The 21,538-nt window shown below is 26.5% G+C and carries 17 protein-coding genes; all 17 read right to left on the bottom strand.

Annotated features, from left to right (window positions below; all coding sequences use genetic code 11):
• Positions 1-75 precede the first annotated feature (75 nt).
• Positions 76-642, bottom strand: coding sequence for an alkyl hydroperoxide reductase subunit C (gene ahpC / locus BQ2505_RS03950; protein WP_074016475.1), 567 nt, complete (start codon positions 640-642; stop codon positions 76-78).
• 342 nt (positions 643-984) lie between these two features.
• Positions 985-1,470: a PepSY domain-containing protein gene (locus tag BQ2505_RS03945; RefSeq protein WP_074016474.1), complete on the bottom strand. Its 486-nt coding sequence runs from the start codon at positions 1,468-1,470 to the stop codon at positions 985-987.
• A gap of 105 nt (positions 1,471-1,575) precedes the next feature.
• The gene (gene pheT / locus BQ2505_RS03940; RefSeq protein ID WP_074016473.1) at positions 1,576-3,972 is read right to left on the bottom strand and encodes a phenylalanine--tRNA ligase subunit beta; all 2,397 of its coding nucleotides are present in this window, start codon (positions 3,970-3,972) and stop codon (positions 1,576-1,578) included.
• Positions 3,973-4,099: 127 nt separating this feature from the next.
• Positions 4,100-5,116, bottom strand: coding sequence for a phenylalanine--tRNA ligase subunit alpha (pheS, locus tag BQ2505_RS03935; protein ID WP_074016472.1), 1,017 nt, complete (start codon positions 5,114-5,116; stop codon positions 4,100-4,102).
• A gap of 17 nt (positions 5,117-5,133) precedes the next feature.
• A complete protein-coding gene (locus BQ2505_RS03930; protein ID WP_074016471.1) occupies positions 5,134-5,595 on the bottom strand; it encodes a YfcE family phosphodiesterase in 462 nt (153 codons plus the stop codon).
• Between the two features lie 13 nt (positions 5,596-5,608).
• Positions 5,609-8,047, bottom strand: coding sequence for a DNA gyrase subunit A (gyrA, locus tag BQ2505_RS03925; RefSeq protein ID WP_074016470.1), 2,439 nt, complete (start codon positions 8,045-8,047; stop codon positions 5,609-5,611).
• A gap of 72 nt (positions 8,048-8,119) precedes the next feature.
• Complete coding sequence (gene gyrB, locus BQ2505_RS03920) at positions 8,120-10,027, bottom strand: DNA topoisomerase (ATP-hydrolyzing) subunit B (RefSeq protein ID WP_074016469.1); 1,908 nt, start codon at positions 10,025-10,027, stop codon at positions 8,120-8,122.
• 26 nt (positions 10,028-10,053) lie between these two features.
• Positions 10,054-10,335, bottom strand: a complete 282-nt coding sequence (locus BQ2505_RS03915; RefSeq protein WP_074016468.1) for a DciA family protein — start codon at positions 10,333-10,335, stop codon at positions 10,054-10,056.
• Complete coding sequence (gene recF / locus BQ2505_RS03910; protein ID WP_074016467.1) at positions 10,332-11,429, bottom strand: DNA replication/repair protein RecF; 1,098 nt, start codon at positions 11,427-11,429, stop codon at positions 10,332-10,334. The genes BQ2505_RS03915 and recF overlap by 4 nt, the downstream gene beginning before the upstream one ends.
• Before the next feature lie 26 nt (positions 11,430-11,455).
• Positions 11,456-11,671 (bottom strand): RNA-binding S4 domain-containing protein, encoded by a 216-nt coding sequence (locus BQ2505_RS03905; protein WP_074016466.1) that lies wholly within the window; start codon positions 11,669-11,671, stop codon positions 11,456-11,458.
• Between the two features lie 343 nt (positions 11,672-12,014).
• On the bottom strand, positions 12,015-12,392 hold the full coding sequence (locus BQ2505_RS03900; RefSeq protein WP_074016465.1) for a RidA family protein: 378 nt from the start codon (positions 12,390-12,392) through the stop codon (positions 12,015-12,017).
• Between the two features lie 106 nt (positions 12,393-12,498).
• On the bottom strand, positions 12,499-15,549 hold the full coding sequence (locus tag BQ2505_RS03895; RefSeq protein WP_074016464.1) for a type I restriction endonuclease subunit R: 3,051 nt from the start codon (positions 15,547-15,549) through the stop codon (positions 12,499-12,501).
• Positions 15,550-15,658: 109 nt separating this feature from the next.
• Positions 15,659-16,165 carry a hypothetical protein gene (locus tag BQ2505_RS03890; protein WP_074016463.1) on the bottom strand — a complete coding sequence of 169 codons (507 nt, stop codon included), beginning with the start codon at positions 16,163-16,165 and terminating at the stop codon, positions 15,659-15,661.
• Positions 16,162-17,424 carry an ATP-binding protein gene (locus BQ2505_RS03885; protein ID WP_074016462.1) on the bottom strand — a complete coding sequence of 421 codons (1,263 nt, stop codon included), beginning with the start codon at positions 17,422-17,424 and terminating at the stop codon, positions 16,162-16,164. The genes BQ2505_RS03890 and BQ2505_RS03885 overlap by 4 nt, the downstream gene beginning before the upstream one ends.
• A 236-nt stretch (positions 17,425-17,660) precedes the next feature.
• Complete coding sequence (locus BQ2505_RS08830) at positions 17,661-18,290, bottom strand: restriction endonuclease subunit S (protein ID WP_074016461.1); 630 nt, start codon at positions 18,288-18,290, stop codon at positions 17,661-17,663.
• Positions 18,280-19,491: a restriction endonuclease subunit S gene (locus tag BQ2505_RS03875; RefSeq protein ID WP_074016460.1), complete on the bottom strand. Its 1,212-nt coding sequence runs from the start codon at positions 19,489-19,491 to the stop codon at positions 18,280-18,282. The genes BQ2505_RS08830 and BQ2505_RS03875 overlap by 11 nt, the downstream gene beginning before the upstream one ends.
• Positions 19,492-20,102: 611 nt before the next feature.
• Entirely contained in the window at positions 20,103-21,533 is a 1,431-nt protein-coding gene (locus tag BQ2505_RS03865; RefSeq protein ID WP_074016459.1) for an ATP-binding protein, read from the bottom strand.
• Between the last annotated feature and the right edge of the window lie 5 nt (positions 21,534-21,538).

Below are 21,538 nucleotides of genomic sequence, written 5' to 3'. Positions count from 1 at the left end.
TTTTATATAGAAAAGGGGAAAAGTATAACTAATCCCCTTTTTTATATAATTAACAAAGTTTATCTAAAATTAATCTTATAGTTCTCCGATTAAATCTAAACTAGGTTTTAAAGTTTCACTTCCTGGTTTCCATTTAGCTGGACAAACTTCTCCGTGTTCAGCAACAAATTTAGCTCCTTGAAGTTTTCTTAATAATTCGCTAGCTTCTCTTCCGATTCCGTTGTCATGTACTTCATAAGCAACGATTTTTCCTTCTGGGTTTACTACGAAACTTCCTCTTAATGCTAATCCTTCTTCTTCTATCATAACTTCAAAAGCTCTTGCTAAGAATCCAGTAGGATCTGCTATCATTGGATATTCAACTTTTGAAATTCTTTCTGAATGATCTGCCCATGCTTTGTGAACAAATGCTGTATCACAAGAAACTGAGTATACTTCAGCTCCTTCTTTTTTGAAGTTAGCATAGTTGTCTTGTAAATCTTCTAATTCAGTAGGACATACAAATGTGAAGTCAGCTGGATAGAATACGAATACTGACCATTTTCCTAATAAATCTTTATCTGTTACTGCTATAAAATCTTTTTCTCCTTTTTTATAAGCTGTTGCTTTAAATTCTGGAACTTTTTTTCCTATTAATGACATAATAAGACCTCCTCTAAAATATTTATTTATATAATTTATACTAATAATTAATTTGTAATTATTACAATTACATAATACTATACTTGATATATAATGTCAAGTTTTATTTTTTATTTTTTTAGTAAATTTTTGCTATTTAAATTTATACTTTCCTGTATAAATAAAGTCTCTGACGTCCGTATTAGTTTGAAGAGCCTGTATTTATTGAGCTCATAGAACTCATACGGCTGTCAAGAGACTAATTTTGGTTATTTAATTTTTACTTTCCTATATAAAATAAAAAACTACCATAAATAATTACTACTTATGATAGTTTTTTTTATCTCTTATTTTTTATAAATCTTAGAAATCTCTTTTATTTCTTAAAATTGTTCCAGTATTTGCATCTATTAAAAATTCTCTATCAGCAAATCCTTCTTTTATTTCAACATCATATACTTGAACACCATTTTTATGTTTTAGTTCTATGCTTTCAAAAACTCCATTTTTTGAATTTTTTAGAGCTATTTGTTTAGCTTGTTCGTAAGATAATTTTGGCTCTGTATGTTTCATATGGTGTTTCTTATGATGATGCTTATGTTCGCAACAAGCTTTTAATATAGTTCCTGTTTCTGCATCTATATCGAAATCTCTTTCTATATTACCATCCATAACTTCTATCTCATAAACTGCTCTTCCATGATCATATTCTTTTTCAAATTTTGTTATTTCTCCGTTTGGGACTTCTTTTAAAACTATATCTCTAGCTTGTTGATCTGTTATAGCTGCATTTGCTGTTAAACTTCCTACTAATAATGCTCCTACTAATAATACTTTTTTAAAATTCATTTTTATCATTCTCCTTTTTTAATCTTTTTTTCCTTTTCACACACAAAGTATATAATAGAAATATGAATGAAAAATGAATTTTAAAAATTTTTTTATTTTACTTTTTTATTTTCTTATTTCTCCGTTATATTTATCTTTAATAAGTGAAAGTATGTTTTTCATTGCAGTATCAATATCTTGATCTGTTAAAGTTCTAGTTTTATCTCTAAGAACTATACTCATAGCAACTGATTTCTTACCTTCTTCCACTTTATCTCCAGAATACACATCAAATATATCTATTTTTTCAACAAGATTTACTTTCTTCTTAATATCTTTTGTCATATTACCAACTAAGATATCTTTATCTAAAGTTATAGCTAAATCTCTTAAAACTTCTGGATATTTACTAATACTTTCATAATTTACTTTTATTTTCATATATTTCATTAACTTAGTTAAATTTATTTCAGCAAAAAATACTTTTTCTCTCTTTATTCCAACATTATTTATTAAAGTAGGATGTAATTCTCCAAAAATTCCTATTACATCTTCTCCAATTTTTATTTCAGCACTAACACCTGGATGGAAATTTACATCTTTTGCTCTTTCTAAATTAAATTTATTAATATTTAATCTTTCAAATAAATATTCTATATACCCTTTTAAATCATAAAAATCATAGTCTGTTTTTATTTGATTCCATAAATTTTTATCTTCTCTACCAGAAAGAGCTATAGCAACTTTTAATTCTTCTGTTGCTAAACTATCTTTTGCAGAACCTAGATTCTTAAAAGTTTTACTTACTTCAAATATTTTTAAATCTGTTTGATTTCTATTTAAATTTTCTTTTATATTGTTAACTAGACTATAAATCAAACTTGGTCTCATAATAGCCATATCTTCACTTAATGGATTTTTTATTTCTATAATTCCATCTTCAAAACTAAATAATTCTTTAGCAGATTTAGGTATAAAACTATAATTTATAACTTCATTTAAACCTTGTTCTCTTAAAATTTCTCTAATTATTCTTGAAACCTTAAAATTAGTATTTTCTTCTCCAGACTCAATACTCATAACAGGCATTCTAGCTTCTATATTATCAAATCCATACATTCTAATTACTTCTTCGTATATATCAGCTGGTCTTATTAAATCACCCCTGTAAGTAGGTGGAGTAAGTAACATCTTGTCTTCTCCTATTGTTTTTATTTCAATATTTAAATTTGTTAGTATTTTTGCTACCTCATCACTTGATAAATTTTTACCTATAAATTTATTTAATTTTTCTAAATTTAAAGAAATTTCATATTTTTCAGGTTTTTCAAGATATCTATCAATAGTATCTGATAATATTTCTCCCCCTGCAACTTCTGCTATTAATGAAACAGCTCTTTCTACAACAGTTTCAAGGTTTTGAATATCCATTCCTCTTTCATTTCTGTATGAAGAATCTGTAAAAATTCCTAACTCTCTTGATGTTCTTCTTATATTATCTGGTGTAAAGTATGCAACTTCTACAAAAATATTTTTTGTTTCATTGTCTATTTTTGTAGCATCTCCTCCAATTATACCTGCAATAGCTATTGCTCTTTCCTCATCAGCTATAACTAACTCATTATTTTTTAATACTCTATCAACACCGTCTAATGTTGTTATCTCTTCATTTTCTTTTGCAGCTCTTACATTGATATTTCCTTTTAATTTATCAAAATCAAAAGCATGCATAGGTTGATTGTATTCAAACATTACAAAGTTTGTTATATCGACAATGTTATTTATAGGGTTTAATCCCATTGCTTGTATTCTTCTTTTTAGCCATTCTGGTGATTCTTGAACTTTAACATTTTTAACTATTTTTCCTACATATCTTTTACATCTTTCTTTATCATCAATATTTACTTTTATAAGTGTGTTTATTGATTCTATTGTTTCATTTATTTCAATACTAGGATATTTTACCTTTCTATCATAATAGGCAGCTACTTCTCTAGCTATTCCTATGTGTGATAAACAATCAGGTCTATTTGGAGTTATTTCAAGTTCAAATATAACATCATTCAAATTTAAATATTCTCTATATTCCTTACCTATTGGTGCATCTTCTGGAAGAATTATTATTCCATCACTTTCTTTAGCAAAACTTAGTTCTTCCTCAGAACATAGCATTCCATAAGATTCTACATCTCTTATTTTACTTTTTTTAATTTTAAAATCACCAGGTAAAGTAGCTCCAATTTTTGCAACTACAACTTTATCATTTAATTTATGATTAGTTGCTCCACAAATAATTTGTAATGGTTCTCCCTCTCCAACATTAACTTTTAGTAATGTTAATCTGTCAGAATTTGGGTGTCTGTCAAATTCTACTATTTGCCCAATTACAACATTTTCTAAATTTTCACCTTGAATTTCAATAGCTTCTACTTCCTGACCTATCATAGTAAGTGCATTTGCTACTTCCTCGATACTTTCTTTTATTTCAACATATTGTTTTAACCAATTTAATGAAATTAACATTTATTTCCCCTCCAATTTTTAAAATGATATAGATTATAAATAAAGTCTCTGACGTCCGTATTAGTTCGAAGAGCCTATGTTTATTGAGCTCGTAGAACTCATGCGGCTGTCAAGAGACTAATTTTTTTTATTTAAATTGTTTTAAAAATCTCATATCATTTTCAAAAAATGCTCTTAAATCTCCTATTCCATGTCTAAGCATAGTTACTCTTTCTATTCCAACTCCAAATGCAAATCCATTTACTTCATCAGGATTTAATCCAACATATTTTAAAACTTCAGGGTCTACCATTCCACAACCCATAATTTCTATCCAACCACTTTCCTTACAAAGTCTACATCCATCTCCATGACATATCATACATTCTACGTCCATTTCAGCACTTGGTTCTGTGAAAGGGAAGAAATGTGGTCTGAATCTTACTTTTCTATCTCCAAAAACTTCTTTTACAAAATGAGTTAAAATTCCTTTTAAATCAGCAAATGATACATCTTTTCCTATAACTAACCCTTCCATTTGATGAAACATAGGAGTATGAGAAATATCATAATCCGGTCTATAAACTTTTCCAGGACATATCATTCTCAATGGTGCTCCATGTTCAAGCATATATCTTATTTGAACAGGAGATGTTTGAGTTCTTAAAATGATAGAATCATTTATATAAAATGTATCTGTCAAATCTCTTGATGGGTGTGTTTTTGGTATATTTAAAGCATCAAAATTATACTCAACTGTTTCTATTTCTGGTCCGTCAACTATATCAAATCCCATCTTAGAAAAAATATTTTTCATAAGTTCTGTTGTTTCATTTATAGGGTGTTGAGTTCCATAATTATATTTTTTACCAGGTAAACTGATGTCTACAACTTCTGAAGCTAATTTTTCATCTAGTGCTTTTTTGTTTAAATTATTATTTTTTTCTTCTAATAATTCTACAATTTTAGTCTTAACTTCATTAATTATTTGACCTATAACTGGTCTTTCTTCACTTGATAAATCTTTCATTTTTTTAGAAATTTCTGTGAATATTCCTTTTTTTCCCATATAGTTTACTCTAATTTCTTCTAATCTTTGAAGAGTTGTAGATTCTTCTATATGTTTTTGTACCTCTTCTTTAATTTTAAGAATTTCTTCTTTCATTTTTCCTCCAAGTTACTTTAGATCTGTTTATGAAATAATTTTACATTACTACCATCTATAATAAGAATACCATATTTGCCATCTTCCGCTGCTCCAGGATTAAACATAATTAATCCCTCTTTTTCAGAAATATATTCTCTATGTGTATGACCATAAATTACTATATCAGCTTTTAATCTTCTCCCAACAATTTCAAGACTTTCTAATTCTCTTTTTACATTATATAAATGCCCATGAGTTAGAAAAATTTTTACTCCATCTATATCAAAAAGATTTTCTTCTTCATGATTTCTATCGAAAAAATCACAATTCCCCTTTACTGTATAATATTTTACGGTGTTGTACACATAAGATAATTCATCTATATCTCTTATTCCATCTCCAGCTGCAATTACTATGTCTGGTTTTTCAATTTCAAATATATTTAATACTTTATTAAAATTTGAATGTGTGTCTGATAAAATAAGAATTTTTTTCATATTCTTCTCCATTTTAATCTTCTAAAAATTCTTCTTCCTTTTTAATTTTTGTTATTGCAGCAACTTTTTCGTCCTCTCCAACTTTCATTATTCTAACTCCTTGAGTTGCTCTTCCAATACGAGATATTTCAGACATTGAAGTTCTTATTACCACTCCATTTGAAGTTATGCACATCAATTCTTCATCTTCAGCAGCTTCTACAACTGACACAACTTTTCCTGTTTTTTCAGTTGTTTTCATATTAATAACACCTTTTCCACCACGGTTGTATTGAGGATATTCATCAAGTCTTGTTCTCTTTCCATAACCATTTTCTGTTATAGTTAAAATATCTGTATCAGGGTTTTTAATAAGCATTGCAGAGATTACTCCATCATCTTCTCTTAAAGTTATAGCTTTAACTCCTTGTGTGCTTCTTCCTGTTGGTCTTATAGTATCTGTTAAAAATCTTGTAGAATATCCGTTGCAAGTTGCTATTAAGATTTCTTCTTTCGATACATCTTCTATAAGCCCTGCAAAAATAATATCATCATCATCTTTTAATTTTATTGATATTAATCCTGAACTATTTATATTTTTAAACTCTCCTAAAGAAGTTTTCTTAATTAAACCATTTTTAGTTATAAACACAACTTCTTTTTCACTTGAAAATTCTTTTATGACTATTGTATCTCTAACTTTTTCTCCCTCAGATAAGTTTATAATATTTCCTATTAATCTTCCACGAGATTGTTTTGATAAATCTGGAATTTCATAAGCTCTTATATTATATACCTTACCTCTGTCAGTAAATATCATAATAGTATCAAGTGTTGAGGCTGAAATGATTTTTTCTGCAAAATCATCTTCTATTGTATTTAGGGCAGAAACTCCTCTTCCCCCTCTTTTTTGAGCCTTATACTTACTAGCTTCTATTCTCTTAATATATCCTTTATTTGTGTAAGTTATAATTATTTCTTCATCTTTGATTAAGTCTTCTGGAAGAATTTCCATTCTTTCATCTTCTATTTTCGTTCTTCTTTTATCATTGTATTTTTCTTTGATATCTAATAATTCTTTTTTCATTATTTCATATACTTTATTTTCATCTTCAAGAACTTCTCTTAATTCTTTTATCAATTTTTCAATTTCTTGAAATTCTATATCAATTTTTTCTCTTTCAAGACCTGTTAATCTTTGTAATTTCATATCAAGTATTGATCTAGCTTGAATATCTGTGAATTGATATTTTTCAATCAATTGTTCTCTTGCAACTGTACCGTCTGATGATGCTCTAATTAATTCTATTATTGTATCAATATTTTCTAAAGCTATTTGATATCCTCTTAATATATGTGCTCTCTTTTCAGCTTTATCTAAATCGAATATTGTTCTTCTTGTTATAACATTAAATCTATGTTTAACATATTCATTTAACATTTCTTTTAGATTTAAAATTTTAGGAACATTATTTACAAGAGATAACATTATAACTCCAAATGTTGTTTGAAGTTCTGTATATTTATATAGTTTATTCAGTACAAGTTCAGGTTCTTCTCCTTTCTTTACTTCTATAACTATTCTTATACCCTCTCTATTTGATTCATCTCTTAAGTCAGAAATTTCAGTTAATTTTTTTTCTTTTGTTAAATTTGCTATTTTTTCAATTAGACTAGCTTTATTTAATTGGTAAGGTATTTCACTAATTATTATGTTAGCTTTTCCGTTCTTTTGTTCTTCTATATCAACTTTACCTCTAACTTTTATTTTACCTCTACCCGTTTTGTAAGCTTCTATTATTCCAGCTCTACCATCTATAATAGCACCTGTTGGAAAATCTGGTCCCTTTATGTATTGAACTAAATCTAAAACATCAATATCTCTGTTATCTATTAATGCTAAAGTACCGTCAACTAACTCTCCCAAATTATGAGGAGGAATATTTGTTGCCATTCCAACTGCTATTCCTGTTGTACCATTTAATAGTAAGTTTGGAAGTTTTGCTGGTAATACTGTAGGTTCATCTAACGAATCATCAAAGTTTTTTCTCCAATCAATTGTATCTTTATCTATATCTTCTAATAGCTCATTTGTTATTTTAGCCATTCTAGCTTCAGTATATCTCATCGCTGCTGCCGAATCTCCGTCAATAGAACCAAAGTTTCCATGCCCTTCAACAAGCAAATATCTATAGTTGAAATCTTGAGCCATTCTTACCATAGTTCCATAAACTGCCGAATCTCCATGAGGATGATACTTACCTAAAACTTCTCCAACGATTCTTGCAGATTTTTTAAATGGTTTATCGTTAGTCATTCCCATTTCATTCATAGCGAATAAAATTCTTCTATGAACTGGCTTTAATCCGTCTCTTACATCTGGTAAAGCTCTACTTACTATAACACTCATCGAGTAGTCTAAGTAAGATTCTTTTAATTCTTCTTCAATATATCTGTTATCAACATTTGACATTTATATTTTCCTCCATTAATAAAATATTATATTTTTTATTTTTTCTTCTACATAATCAAGTATAATATTTTATTATATATCAATATTTTTTACATATTCTGCATGTTCTTCAATAAATTCTCTTCTTGGCTCTACTTTATCTCCCATTAATTTATCAAAAAGTATGTCTGCTTCTCTTGCGTTGTCAATAGAAACTTTTAGAAGTAATCTTGCATCAGGATCCATTGTTGTTTCCCACAATTGTTCTGGATTCATTTCTCCTAATCCTTTATATCTTTGTATTGTATATTTTTTATTTTCTGCATTCATTTGAGCTAATACATCTTTTAACTCTAAATCATTGTATGCATAAACTATTTGTCTTCCTGCTGTTACTTTATATAATGGAGGACAAGCTATATACACATTTCCAGCATATATTAAATCTATCATATATCTATATAGGAATGTCAAAATTAATGTTCTTATATGTGCTCCGTCAACATCGGCATCGGTCATAAGAATTATTTTTCCATATCTCAATTTTGATATATCAAAAGTTTCTCCTATACTTGTTCCAAAAGCTGTTACCATAGCTCTTATTTCAGAACTTTCTAAAGATTTGTGTAAACCTGCTTTTTCAACATTTATTATTTTTCCTCTTAAAGGTAAAATAGCTTGATTATATCTATCTCTTCCTTGTTTTGCAGAACCTCCTGCTGAATCTCCCTCAACTATAAAAATTTCACATTCATCTGCTTTTTTAGAAGTACAATCTGCTAACTTTCCTGGAAGTGAACCAACTTCTAATACTGATTTTCTTAATACTAATTCTCTTGCTTTTTGAGCTGCTTCTCTTGCTTTTTTAGAATTTAATATCTTTTCTATAATTATTTTTGAAATATTTGGATTATCTTCCAAAAATATCTTTAAAGCACTCGAAACTATAGAGTTTACTATACCAGAAACTTCTGAATTCCCTAATTTACTTTTTGTTTGACCTTCAAATTGAGGTTGAGGTATCTTAGTAGAAACTATTCCAACAACTCCTTCTCTTATATCGTTCCCTTGTAATTTCCCATCTTTCTCTTTTAAAAGACCTTGTGCCTTTCCTACATCATTTATAACCTTAGTTAAAGCTGTTCTAAAACCTTGAACGTGAGTACCACCTTCATGTGTATTAATGTTATTAACAAAAGAATAAATAACTTCGTTTTGAGATGTAGTATAAGAAAATGTTACATCAACTCCAACATTATCTTGCTCACCACTTATATAGAAAGGTTTATCTATAATTGTTGTATCTTCTTTTAATATTTCATTTAAGAAATCTAAAATTCCACCTTCAAATTTATATTCTTCTTGTTTCTTTTCTTCTTTTCTAAGATCTGTTAGTATTATTGTTAAATTTTTATTTAAATATGCTAACTCTTTTAATCTATTTGATAAAGTAAAATAATTATAAATTAAAGTTTCAAATATTAAATGATCTGCTTTAAATCTTACTGTTGTTCCATGTAAACTTTTATCACAAGTAGAAATAATTTTTACATCTTCTTCAGGTTTTCCTCTATTGTATTTTTGATAGTATACATTTCCACCTTTTCTAACTTCTACTTCTGTCCATTCAGATAAGGCATTAACTACCGATACTCCAACTCCGTGTAATCCTCCTGAAACTTTATAGTTATCGTTTTCAAACTTACCTCCAGCATGCAAAACTGTCAAAACAATTTCAAGTGCTGATTTACCATATTTAGGGTGTATATCTGTTGGAATTCCTCTTCCATTATCTATAACTTCTATTATATTGTCTGGGAGAATATTTACTTCAATTTTATCACAATAACCAGCTAAAGCTTCATCGACTGAATTATCAACTATTTCCCAAACTAAATGGTGTAACCCTCTTTCAGATGTTGTTCCAATATACATTCCTGGTCTTTTTCTAACAGCTTCTAATCCCTCCAGAACTGTTATATTCTGTGCTTCATAACTCATTTTTTCCTCCCATAACTATTCTTTTTTTACTTTGTATAAAATTTTATGTCTTCTATTTCAAATTTTATTTCAAGACTTTCTAAAATTTTCTCTATTATTACTTTCTTATTAATAAAAATATAATGCTTCAATGTCGAGTCATAAGTTTTTAAATAAATAATATTTTCTCTAAAATTTACTATTTCACTCAGTTCTGATAAATCTTTAAAAAACTCTTTCCATTTAGTTGCTAAAATAACTCTTTTTATATTATCATCTGTTAGTATATTAAATTTTACTATCTCTGCAATTGAATGGATTTTTTTCATTCTTCTATAACTTTTCCTTTTTCTATATAAAAGTTTTTAGCAACTATATCTAATTTATCAGTTGAACTTATCAAAACTTGAATTTCATTTTTTAGAAAAAATTCTAATATAGAATTTCTTCTATCCTTATCAAAATATGAGGTAATATCATCTATAATGATAACCGGGTTCTCTTTTTTATTTTTTTTAATTATCTCAATTTCAGATAATTTTAAAGAAAATATTATGGACTTTTTTTCTCCTTGTGAAGCTGATATTTTAGCTTCATACCCATTTAATAAAAACTTATAATCATCTTTATGAGGTCCTATAAGTGAAAACCTATATTTTTCCTCTTGAAATCTTTTTCTTTCTATCTCTTTTTCAAATATTTTTTTTATACTCTCTATATCCATTTTTAATAATTTTTCATCGGTAAAAGTTTCATATTTTAAAGTTAACTCTTGCTCTAAATTGAATAATTTTCTATATTGTAGATTTAATACCCTAGATAAGTTTTTTACATATTCCATTCTAGTATGAATTATTCTAGCAGCAAAATTTATAAATTCACTTTCATATATTTTGTATTCTTCTTTCTTAGTATTTCCCTCTTTTAAATATTTATTTCTAATCTTTAAAAGTTTGTCATATTTTTTTAGATTACTTAAGTATTCTCTGTCTATTTGAGATATTTCAATATCGAAAAAATCTCTTCTATTTTTAGGAGAACCATTTACTAAAATTATATCTTCAGGTATATAAGCAATAATATTAACTCTACCATAGAAATCTGTTTGACTTATTTTTTTCTTGTTAAAAAAAAATTCTTTTTTAGCTCCAACTATATTTTTAAATCTTACAGCTATTTTATTAGTTGAGATATAGTCTTCATATGTTATAGAATTTATAAACTCAGATTTTTCATACTGGATTAGCTCTAAAGTTTTTTTTGTTTTAAAACTAATTCCAGTTGCTGAATAATATAGTGCTTCTAATAAACTTGTTTTACCTTGAGCATTTTTTCCATAGAAAACATTTATTTTTTCAGACAAAGCTACAAAAGTATTCTCTAGATTTCTAAAATTAAAAATACTAATATCCTTTATTTTCAAACTTCCACCTCAATACAAAATTATATTTATTCTATTTCGAAAACTCTATCAAAAACTTCAATTTTATATCCCGGATAAATTTTTCTTCCTCTTCTTACTTCAATTTCTCCATTAACTTTTACTTCTTCATTAATTATTATTTCTTTTGCCTCTGATCCACTTCCAACAATTGCTAACCATTTTAAACATTGGTCTAATTTTATAAATTCAGTTGTGATTTTAACTTTTTCAATTTCTTGCATAATACACTTCCTAATTTATTTTTTTTTACTGTATATTTTAACATATTTTTTAATATTTGTCATTTTTCTAAAAATCCATTTATTAATCTAAACTAAAATTTTAAATACATTTTTTTTATTTTTAAACTTGTATTTTTATCATAAATAAATAAAGTCTCCTGACAGCCGTATGACTCTTCCGAGCTCACCAAAATGCTCTCCAGAGTAATACGGACGTCGGAGACTAGTTTTCATATTAAATTTATACTTTCCTTATAAATAAAAAAGTCTCTTGATATCCGTTTGAGTTCTTCAAACTAATAAGGATGTCAGAGACTGATTTTTTTTATTTTTTATAAAAATTTTATTTTGTTGCTATAACTCCAATTTCGACTTTAACATCTTTTGGTAATCTTGCAACCTCAACACAAGCTCTTGCTGGTTTTACTTCTCCTAAGTATTTATCATATACTCCATTTATTTTTACAAAATCATTCATATCTTTTATATAAACTGTTGCACTTACAACATCTTTAAAATCATATCCTGCTTCTTTTAAGATAGCTCCTATATTTTCTAAAGATTGTTTTGTTTGTTCTTCAACATCTTCAGATACCAATGTCATTGTTGCTGGAACAAAAGGAATTTGTCCTGAAACATATAAAACTCCATTTGCTTCTATAGCTTGTGAATAAGGTCCTAGTGCAGCTGGTGCATTTGTTGTGTTAATAACTCTTTTCATTTTAAACATCTCCCTTTAAATTTATTTTAATTTTTAAAATATAGTTCTCTTTCACATATTATAGATTTCATTCAATATATTTGTCAAATTCTTTTTAGTTTAATATTTACATAATATCATTTCCATAAAAACCTAAATATTTATCAAAAAATCCTTTTAATTTCTCAATAACTCCCGTCTTTTTTTCAACTCTATTTCCCCCACCAAAACGAGATACAGCAGGTAATAATTTATCTATATCAGTTCCTGTTGCTTTTAAAACACCGTCTCTTAATGAGTTGTCTATAAATTTTTTAGTTTCTTCTGGTTTTAATTTTTCTTCTTCTATCACTTTCTCTAAATCTTTTTCCTTTTCTTCTATCACAAATTTTTTAAAATCCTCTGTAACATTTTTAGAAGAATTAACTCTATCTATAAACCCTTCTATTAACTCTTTTTTGCTACGAAGTTCTATACTTGAATCAATAGCTTTTTTAATATCAACAAGTATTTCTTTATCTTCTTTATTTGATTTATAGTATTCAGAAACTTTCATCAAAATATAGTCAATATTAATTTCAACCTGCTTAATTAATTCTATTTCAAAAATAATATCATCGTTTATACTTTCTTTATCAGTATCCTTTGGCTTTCTTTTTTGGTACAAATCTATATAGATACTTTGATAATCTTGGTATTCCCTTTCTGATAAAATTTCATTTCCTACAAATTTATCAAAAACTGATAATATATTCTTTATTTTTAAGATATTTCCAAATAAAATTATAAATTCTTTCTCATTTTGTTCTCCTATTATTTGTTCTCCTATCGGAAATTTATCTTGAAGCTCTTCTATTAGTTGGCTATATCCTTCTTTTTCTCTACCTTTATCATCTTCATAGCCATTGTAGTATTCTTCATAAGTTTTTAAAAGTACTATTCCTCCAGCCTCTTTATTTCCAAAAAGTGCTATTGCTTCATCTGTTTCATTTTGTAAATCTCTAAAACATACTATGTTACCAAAAGTTTTTATAGAATTTAAAATTCTATTTGTTCTTGAAAAGGCTTGAATAAGTCCGTGCATTCTTAAGTTTTTATCCACCCAAAGAGTATTTAGAGTAGTTGCATCAAAACCAGTTAAAAACATATTTACAACTATTAAAATATCTATTTCCTTATTTTTAGTTCTTTTACTTAAATCTTCATAATACAATTGAAATCCATCTGAAGAAGTATCAAAATTTGCACCAAACTTCTTATTGTAATCTGATATTGCCTCTTCTAAAAATTCACGAGAACTTAAATCTAAATTTTCAGTGTCAAAACTTTCATCATCTAAATTATCAGTATTTTCTTCTTCATTTACTGAATAACTAAATATTGTTGCTACTCTCAAATCTTTATTCTTCTCTTTAAGTTGTTTTTTAAATTCAAAATAATATTTTTTTGCCACAGGTATAGAACTCACTGCGAATATAGAGTTAAATCCTGATAATCTTTGGTCTTTTAATTCATAGTGCTTATTCCTCATAGTTTTTTGCTCAAAGTGATCTATTATGTATGAAACAACTTCTTTAATTCTATTTGGATCTGACATAGCTTTTTCTATATCAATGGCATTAACTTTTTTATCTTGTATATTTTCTTTTTCCTTAATAGTATTGATATAGTCTATTCTAAATGGAAGTACATTACCATCATTTATTGCATTGACTATTGTATAAGTATGTAATTTATCTCCAAAAGTTTGCTCTGTTGTTTTAAACAAAGTTTTTGAACTTCCATTTGAATTTTTTGGGAATATTGGTGTTCCAGTGAAACCAAACATAAAATAGTTTTTAAAAGTCTTTGTTATTGCAAGGTGTAATTCTCCAAATTGTGAACGATGACATTCATCAAAAATTAAAACTATTTTCTTTCTAAAAACTTCATGATTTTTATTCTGTTTGATAAAATGTCCTAGCTTTTGAATAGTAGTTATAATTATCTTGCTTTTATTTTCATACTTATCTTCTAATTGTGCTTTTAATATTTTTGTTGAAGTATTTCCATTGGCTGAGCCTTTTGAAAATCTATCATATTCTTTCTGTGTTTGACTATCTAAATCTTTTCTATCAACAACAAATAAAACTTTATCTACATAATCGAGCTGTGATGCTAATTGTGCTGTTTTGAAAGAAGTTAGAGTTTTACCACTTCCAGTTGTATGCCAAATATAGCCTCCAGCATCAATTTTACCTGTCCATTTATAGTTGTTAGCAAGTTGGATTTTATTTAAAATTCTTTCTGTTGCTGATATTTGATAAGGACGCATAACTAGTAAAGTATCACTTGTATCAAATATACAGTACTTTGCTAAAATATTTAAAATTGTGTGTTTTGCAAAAAAAGTTTTTGTAAAGTCTACTAAATCTGTTATCGTTTTGTTGTTTGCATCAGCCCAATATGAAGTAAATTCAAAACTATTACTAGACTTTTTAACTTTTCTTCTACTAAAAGACATCTCTTTAATATGTCTTACTCTTGTTGTATTAGAATAGTATTTAGTATTTGTTCCATTAGAAATTACAAATATTTGCACATATTCAAAAAGTCCACTACCTGCCCAAAAACTATCTCTTTGATATCTATTAATTTGGTTAAAAGCTTCTCTTATTGCAACTCCTCTTCTTTTCAACTCTATGTGAATTAAAGGTAAGCCATTTACTAAAATACTTACATCGTATCTTGTGTTGTTATTTCCCTTTTCTTCTTCATATTGATTTATAACTTGAAGAAAATTATTGTGTATATTCTTTTTGTCTATTAAACTAATATTTACTAAGGTACCATTATCTCTTATAAAACTTTTTATATAATCTTCTTGGATAGTTCTTGTCTTTTCGATAATACTTTCATTTTTATTTGCAATTTTTTCTTTAAAAAATCTTTCCCATTCATTTTCTGAAAAAGTAATATTATTTAATTTTTCCAATTTGTCTTTTAAATTTTTAATTAACTCTTTTTCACTATGGATAATCAGATATTCATAACCTTGATTTTGAAGATTTTTTATAAATTCTCTTTCTAAATCTGCTTCACTTTGATAAGTATACACAGGTATATTTTCTCTTACATATTCAGTTACAACTGTACTTTCAAGTGTTGATATAAGCATATTATAATCTACTGATGACATTGCCCCCTCCAAAAATTTTAATCATTTTTTTATTTGATTATAACAAATTTTTTATTTTATGTCACAAAAAAACTTCTCATATAAATATGAAAAGTTTTTTAAATATCTATTAAATTTTCATTCCTAATTTCTCTGAAATTACTGAGAATAAATTACTTGTTCCTTTTGTTAAATAATTTTTTACTTTTAAATTTTTTTTATCAACTTCATTAAATTTCTTTTCTGAGTAGCTTCTAGCTTCATTCGTTTTATTCTTTCTATTTGCCTTTTTATTTAGTACTTCTTCAATATCTCTATTAAAAAACACAAAATGCCAATCTTGTTTTTTTACATATTCAGCTATTTTTTCTAATAATTCTGAATCTTTTTTTGAAGTATCTATATCATCAGTATCAACTACATAAAGAACTTGACTTTCTCCTTGAAATTTTAACTTTGTCTTTTTTACTTTATCAATATATTTTTTATTTTCAAAATTTGTTTTTCCTTTTATAGAAATAGGGGTAAACTTTAAATTTGTACCTATATTTTTTTCTTTTAACGTTTTAAAAATTCTATCCAAATATATTGCATCACTTTCACCTTCACACAATACAATTATCTGCAAATATCTCATTCAACATCACTTTCTTGTGAAAAGATTTCTAAAAAGTCATATTCTTTTATGTTAAATGGTAAACCTTTTATATATCCATCTTTATAAGATTTAAAAGGAGTACTATTCCCATTTTTTATCCAAGAAACAACTTCCATATTTTCATTTATAAAATCTATTGAATGTTTATATTTTTTTAAAGTTTGTAGTAATGTTATATTATGTGCAGTAAAAACTAATTGTCCTTTTCCGTCAACAGCAAAAAATTCAATTAATTTATTCAAATAAATATCATGTATACTTGTGTCTATTTCATCTATAACTACTACTTCATCTTCACTTAAAGCTCCAAAATATATAAATAGTTTAAAAAGATTTTTTATACCCATACTTTCAAATTCATAGTCTACTTTATAGTTGCCATACTTAAATAAAATATTGATGTAATATTCTTCCTTCCCTTCTTTTTTTTCATATTCTATATTTTTTAAATTTGGTTTAAATATCTTTAAAAATTTAGTCATTCTTTTTAAATACTCTTCAAATATCTGTAAATTAGTTTTAGATATAATCATATCATAATTTCCAACAGAATCATTAAATGGTACTTCATCTTTTAAAGGATTATCCATTAAAGCATATCCTAAATGACTATCTTCTCTATCAATTTTTATATGTAATTTTTTATAAAAATAATGAATCTTTTCTAGGTCTATACTTTTTAGAACAGAAGGCTTCACTATGTTTATAATACTTCTTTTTTCTAATAAATTTTTTGTAATATCTGCAATTTTAGATTTCAAATCATCTTCATGTAATCCATCATTTTTTATAATTCCATTTTCTATTAAAATTTCTCCTACTATTTGATCTGTGTTTGGATCTTTTTTCTTTATATTTTCAAACAATATTTTTATTTCTTTAGGGGAAGTTATAGCAACAGTTATACTATGTACATATCTAGATTTCTTTTTATTGCTATCTATAATTAAAAATTCTAATTCTAACTTTGCTTTTTCAATTTTTTTATTAATAATTTTATCTAATATAATTAAATTGAAATCATTAGTTAAATAATTATCATTTAAAGATATTTTTCTAAGTATATCCATTCCTTTTATTATAGAAGTTTTTCCTATTCCATTTGGTCCAAATATTCCTTTTACATTACTACCACAAGGACTAAATCTTTTTAAAGTCTTATTATAAAAATTAATTTCAATCTCTTTTTCTATATTTTTTACTCCATTTACTTTAAAAGACAGCATAAATACCTTCATTCTTACATCCCTCCTCTTTAAGTAATTATATACTTTTTTGTATTTTTTTGCAATATTTTTTTATTCTATAGGAAAATATAAATTTAAATGCTTATTAGTCTCTGACGTCCGTATTAGTTCGAAGAGCCTGTGTTTATTGAGTTCGTAGAACTCATACAGCCATCAAGAGACTTTTTTTATCTAAAAAATAAAAAATTCCTAACTTTTTTGCTAGGAAATTTTTAATGAAAATTAAACTACAACTTTTTTAAAGTTAATAGTTTTTCTCTATAATATTCGTATTGTTTTTGTCTTGCTTCTATCTCAGCTGGCAATCCTTCTGATATATCATTACATAACTTATCAAACCTATCTAAAATATCAACTATTCTTTGTTGTTCTTCTAGTGGTGGTAAAGGAATAGCAAATTTTCTTATATTTTCTGAATTTATAGCTTCAAATGTTGAACCATTTGACATTGCTTTTAATTTATCAACATTTGATTGTATATAGTAATACAAATATTTTGTAGTAGAAATTTCTTCATCTGCTAGAATAGAACATAAACCTCTGCCTATTGCTATTTTCCTATCTGTCATATTAGTATCCCCTACTGGTGCTCTCACACTCATAACAATACTATTCTTTTCAGCATACTTTTTTGGTTCATTTGTATATACGTTTGATTGTAACAACATAGTTTCTCCAAAATATGTTTTTCCTTGGTGAAATTCTATATTTTCTTCATTTTTTGTATCTGTTATTGAATTTCCATTTGGAGAAACACCCATTGTAATATTTGCAACCTTATCTAATTCTAATTCAACGTAGCCATAAACATATTGAAGAATTTTAATTAGATTTTGGGCTTGCTGCTTACTGCGCAAGCTCGCAAGCTAAGATAGCTTGTCTTGATTTTTCTTCAAATGTCAAGAGATAATTTCTATAAAATTCATATTGTTTTTGTCTTGCTTCTATTTCAGCAGGAAGTCCTATATTTAAGTCATTACATATTTTTTCAAAATTATCTAAAACTTCCACTATTCTTTTTTGTACTTCTAATGATGGTAAAGGAATTTCGATTTCTCCTATATCTGTTGCATTTGTATGAACTACTTTACTTTTTATTTTTCCTTTACTTTTTTGCTTCTGAGCATTTTCAGTTGATAAAACATAAGATAAATAAACTGGGTCTTGCTTATGTTTCATAACTAAAATATCTCCACCAACCAAACATTTTTCTTTTCCAATATATACTGTTGACTTCCCTATTTCTTCAACACTTTCTCCTGTTATAGCAAATAAAATATCTCCATAATCTATATATTTTTTATTTGTTATTAAATTTTCATCAGTATAAGATTTAGTTTTCTCAAATGATATTCCATAATCTGTATAAATTTCTCCATAACGAACACAAGGAATTCCTGTTTCTCTTACTTCTTCTCTTTTTATTCCATTTCCTCTATACATCTCAGTAGCTATATCTTTTAATTTTACAATTTCTACTTTATTTTCAAATTTTAATAAATAATCTCTATACCAAGAATATTGTTTTTTTCTAGCTGTTAGCTCTGCTGTTAGCTCTGCTGTTAGCTCTGCTGTTAGGGCTGTAAATTCGTCCAATATTCTAACTATCTCATCTTGAACTTCTAATGGTGGAACAGGTATTAATAAATTTTCAAGAACTTTTTTCTCAACACTTGGAATCCCTGCTCCTACTTGTGAAGAAGTTAATTTATCTTGTTTCATTTTAACAAAATGATAAATATATCTATAATTTATATTTTTATCTCTTAATTCTAAGTAATAGCAATGTGCTCCTGCCCAAAATTTAGTAGATATATATTGTACATATCCAGCTGAAGCTCCTCCTTGACTTATTGTAATTGTATCTTCTTTTACATTATAGTTGTTCCAATATCCAGAAGGTAGTATTCCTCCATTTATTACTGGATAATTAGCTTCTTCTAATAATTTCTCTTTATTTAACTGAACTCCCTTTTTTATTTCACATATATCCTTTAATTCCTTATATTCCACTCCATTAGGGCATAACTCTTTTATCAATTCATCTAATTTACTCATTTCTTCCCTCTTTTTAGTTTTTCTATTTGCTTATCAAAATCTGATTCTATTTTTTGAGTTTTATTGAATATATCATATTCTTTCTCTGCTTTTTCTATTGCTTGTCTTTTACTTATTTTACCCTTATCTTTTAAAACTTCATATTTTCTCTTGTATTATCAGCTTTATTGTAAATAATCTATGGAATTTATACGATAATCTACAGAAATAATGGCATCTAAATTATAATATTCTAATTCTTCTTTTAACTCTCCTTTAAATCCTCTATTTACGACTGTTTCCATTTTGGAAATAATCGTATTTTTCTCAAGTTACTCCAAATAATTCTGCCATACTTTTTTGTGTAAGCCACAAAGTATTATTTTTACTATTACTCATATATTTACATCATCTTCTAAATATGAATATAATAAAAATTTTACTTCTTCCATATCTTACTTGTAACCTACTTGTAACTTTTCTCCTATATAACTTGCCATTTTTTCTAGCTTTAACTTTTGAGCTTATAACTTACTTGTAACCTACTTGTAACTTTTCTCCTATATAACTTGCCATTTTTTCTAGCTTTAACTTTTGAGCTTATAACTTACTTGTAACCTACTTGTAACTTTTTATTTTTTTAAAGTATAATATTGTTTTGGATCTCTAGCACTCGTTCCATGCCACTCCAATATACCTAGTTCAACTAGTTTCTTTAAATATTTACGAGTTGTCAATCCACTTTTATTTAATTTCTTTGTCAAGTCTGTTGTTGTAATTTTTTTATTCATAAAGGAAAATTTGATTATTTCTTTTTCAATAAGATTTAATTTTATATATATATCTTTATTTATTAATTTTTTTAGATTATCTTCAATTCTAACATTTCTATTTAATATATTATTTTCTAAAACAAGCAAAACATTATTACCTGGTTCTGAGTAAACTGGTTTCTTCAAAAAGAATTTTTCCATTTCGCTATATATTCTCTTAACACCTTCATTCATTTCTTTAACCCAACCAAACTCTGACAATACTCTAGCTATTCTTGGGTTTCTAGAATAACGCTGTGTTAGAATATTTTCAATGGTAACAATATTAGGTAATCTTCCAGGACTTTGTATTTCTATCCTATCATCAAACATAATAAATCTTATATATTCCCCTCTAATAGAATAATTTCTATGAGTTAAAGCATTAACTACCCCTTCAAACCAAGCAAATTCTGGATATTCTGGCATTAATTTAAAGTTTCCATCTTTTCTATCAAGATATTGAAATTCTCTTAACTGAGTTTTTATAAATTCTTTTACTTCTGTTATTATTCTAGGAATAGCTTTATCAAAAGTTATTTCTTTTATGATATTTATTTCGGTTCCTACTCCAGCTTTTGTTCCATCATATCTAACAAATTTTAATCTAGCTTGAGGTAGATATTTTGTGGGTTCTTTTGCGAATAAAAGTACACAAGCATTAGTTAAAAGTCCTTTTTTAATAAAATTTCTTGCTTTTAATATGTCTTCTAAATTTGAATTCGTTAAATTCATATTTTTTCTATAGGACTCAACTAACTCTAAGTCAATATCTTCTATTGAAGAATTTTCAACTACTTCATCTTCAAAATATCTCTGTCCTCTATCATATTCTAATTGAGTTATTTGTTCATGATTTAATTTTTCTGTCTTATCAAATTGTCTTAAATAAACATTGCTATCATATGATTTTATAACTCTATCATAAGCTGGTTCTACTGAGATCACTAAAATTTTATCTTCTTCTCCCTTTTTATTTTTTACATCAAATATCTCATATTTAGGTAAAATAGGAGTATCTCTTAGTTTTGTAACTGTCATATTCTTAAATTCATCTATCTTATGTGCTTTTGAATTATTAAATCCCGTTATTTCTCCATTATCTTCTACCCCAATTACCAATGAGCCTCCATCTGCATTTGCAAATGCAACTAAATGTTTCAATATATCAAGTGGTTCTACTCTTGCACTTTTTCTTTCAAAATATTGATTCTCTTGAGAAGAGACAAAAAGTCTAATCTTATTATCCATAGTCC

It is taken from the genome of Fusobacterium massiliense, assembly GCF_900095705.1.
In the GTDB taxonomy this organism is placed as follows: domain Bacteria; phylum Fusobacteriota; class Fusobacteriia; order Fusobacteriales; family Fusobacteriaceae; genus Fusobacterium; species Fusobacterium massiliense.
The sequence above is the reverse complement of the archived record's forward strand: the minus strand, read 5'-3'. Positions and strand labels throughout refer to the sequence as shown.

What these genes read in the sequence shown, in the direction of transcription:
- ahpC (WP_074016475.1), bottom strand. Translation starts at nt 642, where the DNA reads ATGTCATTAATAGGAAAAAAAGTTCCAGAATTTAAAGCAACAGCTTAT.
- BQ2505_RS03945 (WP_074016474.1), bottom strand. Translation starts at nt 1,470, where the DNA reads ATGAATTTTAAAAAAGTATTATTAGTAGGAGCATTATTAGTAGGAAGT.
- pheT (WP_074016473.1), bottom strand. Translation starts at nt 3,972, where the DNA reads ATGTTAATTTCATTAAATTGGTTAAAACAATATGTTGAAATAAAAGAA.
- pheS (WP_074016472.1), bottom strand. Translation starts at nt 5,116, where the DNA reads ATGAAAGAAGAAATTCTTAAAATTAAAGAAGAGGTACAAAAACATATA.
- BQ2505_RS03930 (WP_074016471.1), bottom strand. Translation starts at nt 5,595, where the DNA reads ATGAAAAAAATTCTTATTTTATCAGACACACATTCAAATTTTAATAAA.
- gyrA (WP_074016470.1), bottom strand. Translation starts at nt 8,047, where the DNA reads ATGTCAAATGTTGATAACAGATATATTGAAGAAGAATTAAAAGAATCT.
- gyrB (WP_074016469.1), bottom strand. Translation starts at nt 10,027, where the DNA reads ATGAGTTATGAAGCACAGAATATAACAGTTCTGGAGGGATTAGAAGCT.
- BQ2505_RS03915 (WP_074016468.1), bottom strand. Translation starts at nt 10,335, where the DNA reads ATGAAAAAAATCCATTCAATTGCAGAGATAGTAAAATTTAATATACTA.
- BQ2505_RS03905 (WP_074016466.1), bottom strand. Translation starts at nt 11,671, where the DNA reads ATGCAAGAAATTGAAAAAGTTAAAATCACAACTGAATTTATAAAATTA.
- BQ2505_RS03900 (WP_074016465.1), bottom strand. Translation starts at nt 12,392, where the DNA reads ATGAAAAGAGTTATTAACACAACAAATGCACCAGCTGCACTAGGACCT.
- BQ2505_RS03895 (WP_074016464.1), bottom strand. Translation starts at nt 15,549, where the DNA reads ATGTCATCAGTAGATTATAATATGCTTATATCAACACTTGAAAGTACA.
- BQ2505_RS03890 (WP_074016463.1), bottom strand. Translation starts at nt 16,165, where the DNA reads ATGAGATATTTGCAGATAATTGTATTGTGTGAAGGTGAAAGTGATGCA.
- BQ2505_RS03885 (WP_074016462.1), bottom strand. Translation starts at nt 17,424, where the DNA reads ATGAAGGTATTTATGCTGTCTTTTAAAGTAAATGGAGTAAAAAATATA.
- BQ2505_RS03875 (WP_074016460.1), bottom strand. Translation starts at nt 19,491, where the DNA reads ATGAGTAAATTAGATGAATTGATAAAAGAGTTATGCCCTAATGGAGTG.
- BQ2505_RS03865 (WP_074016459.1), bottom strand. Translation starts at nt 21,533, where the DNA reads ATGGATAATAAGATTAGACTTTTTGTCTCTTCTCAAGAGAATCAATAT.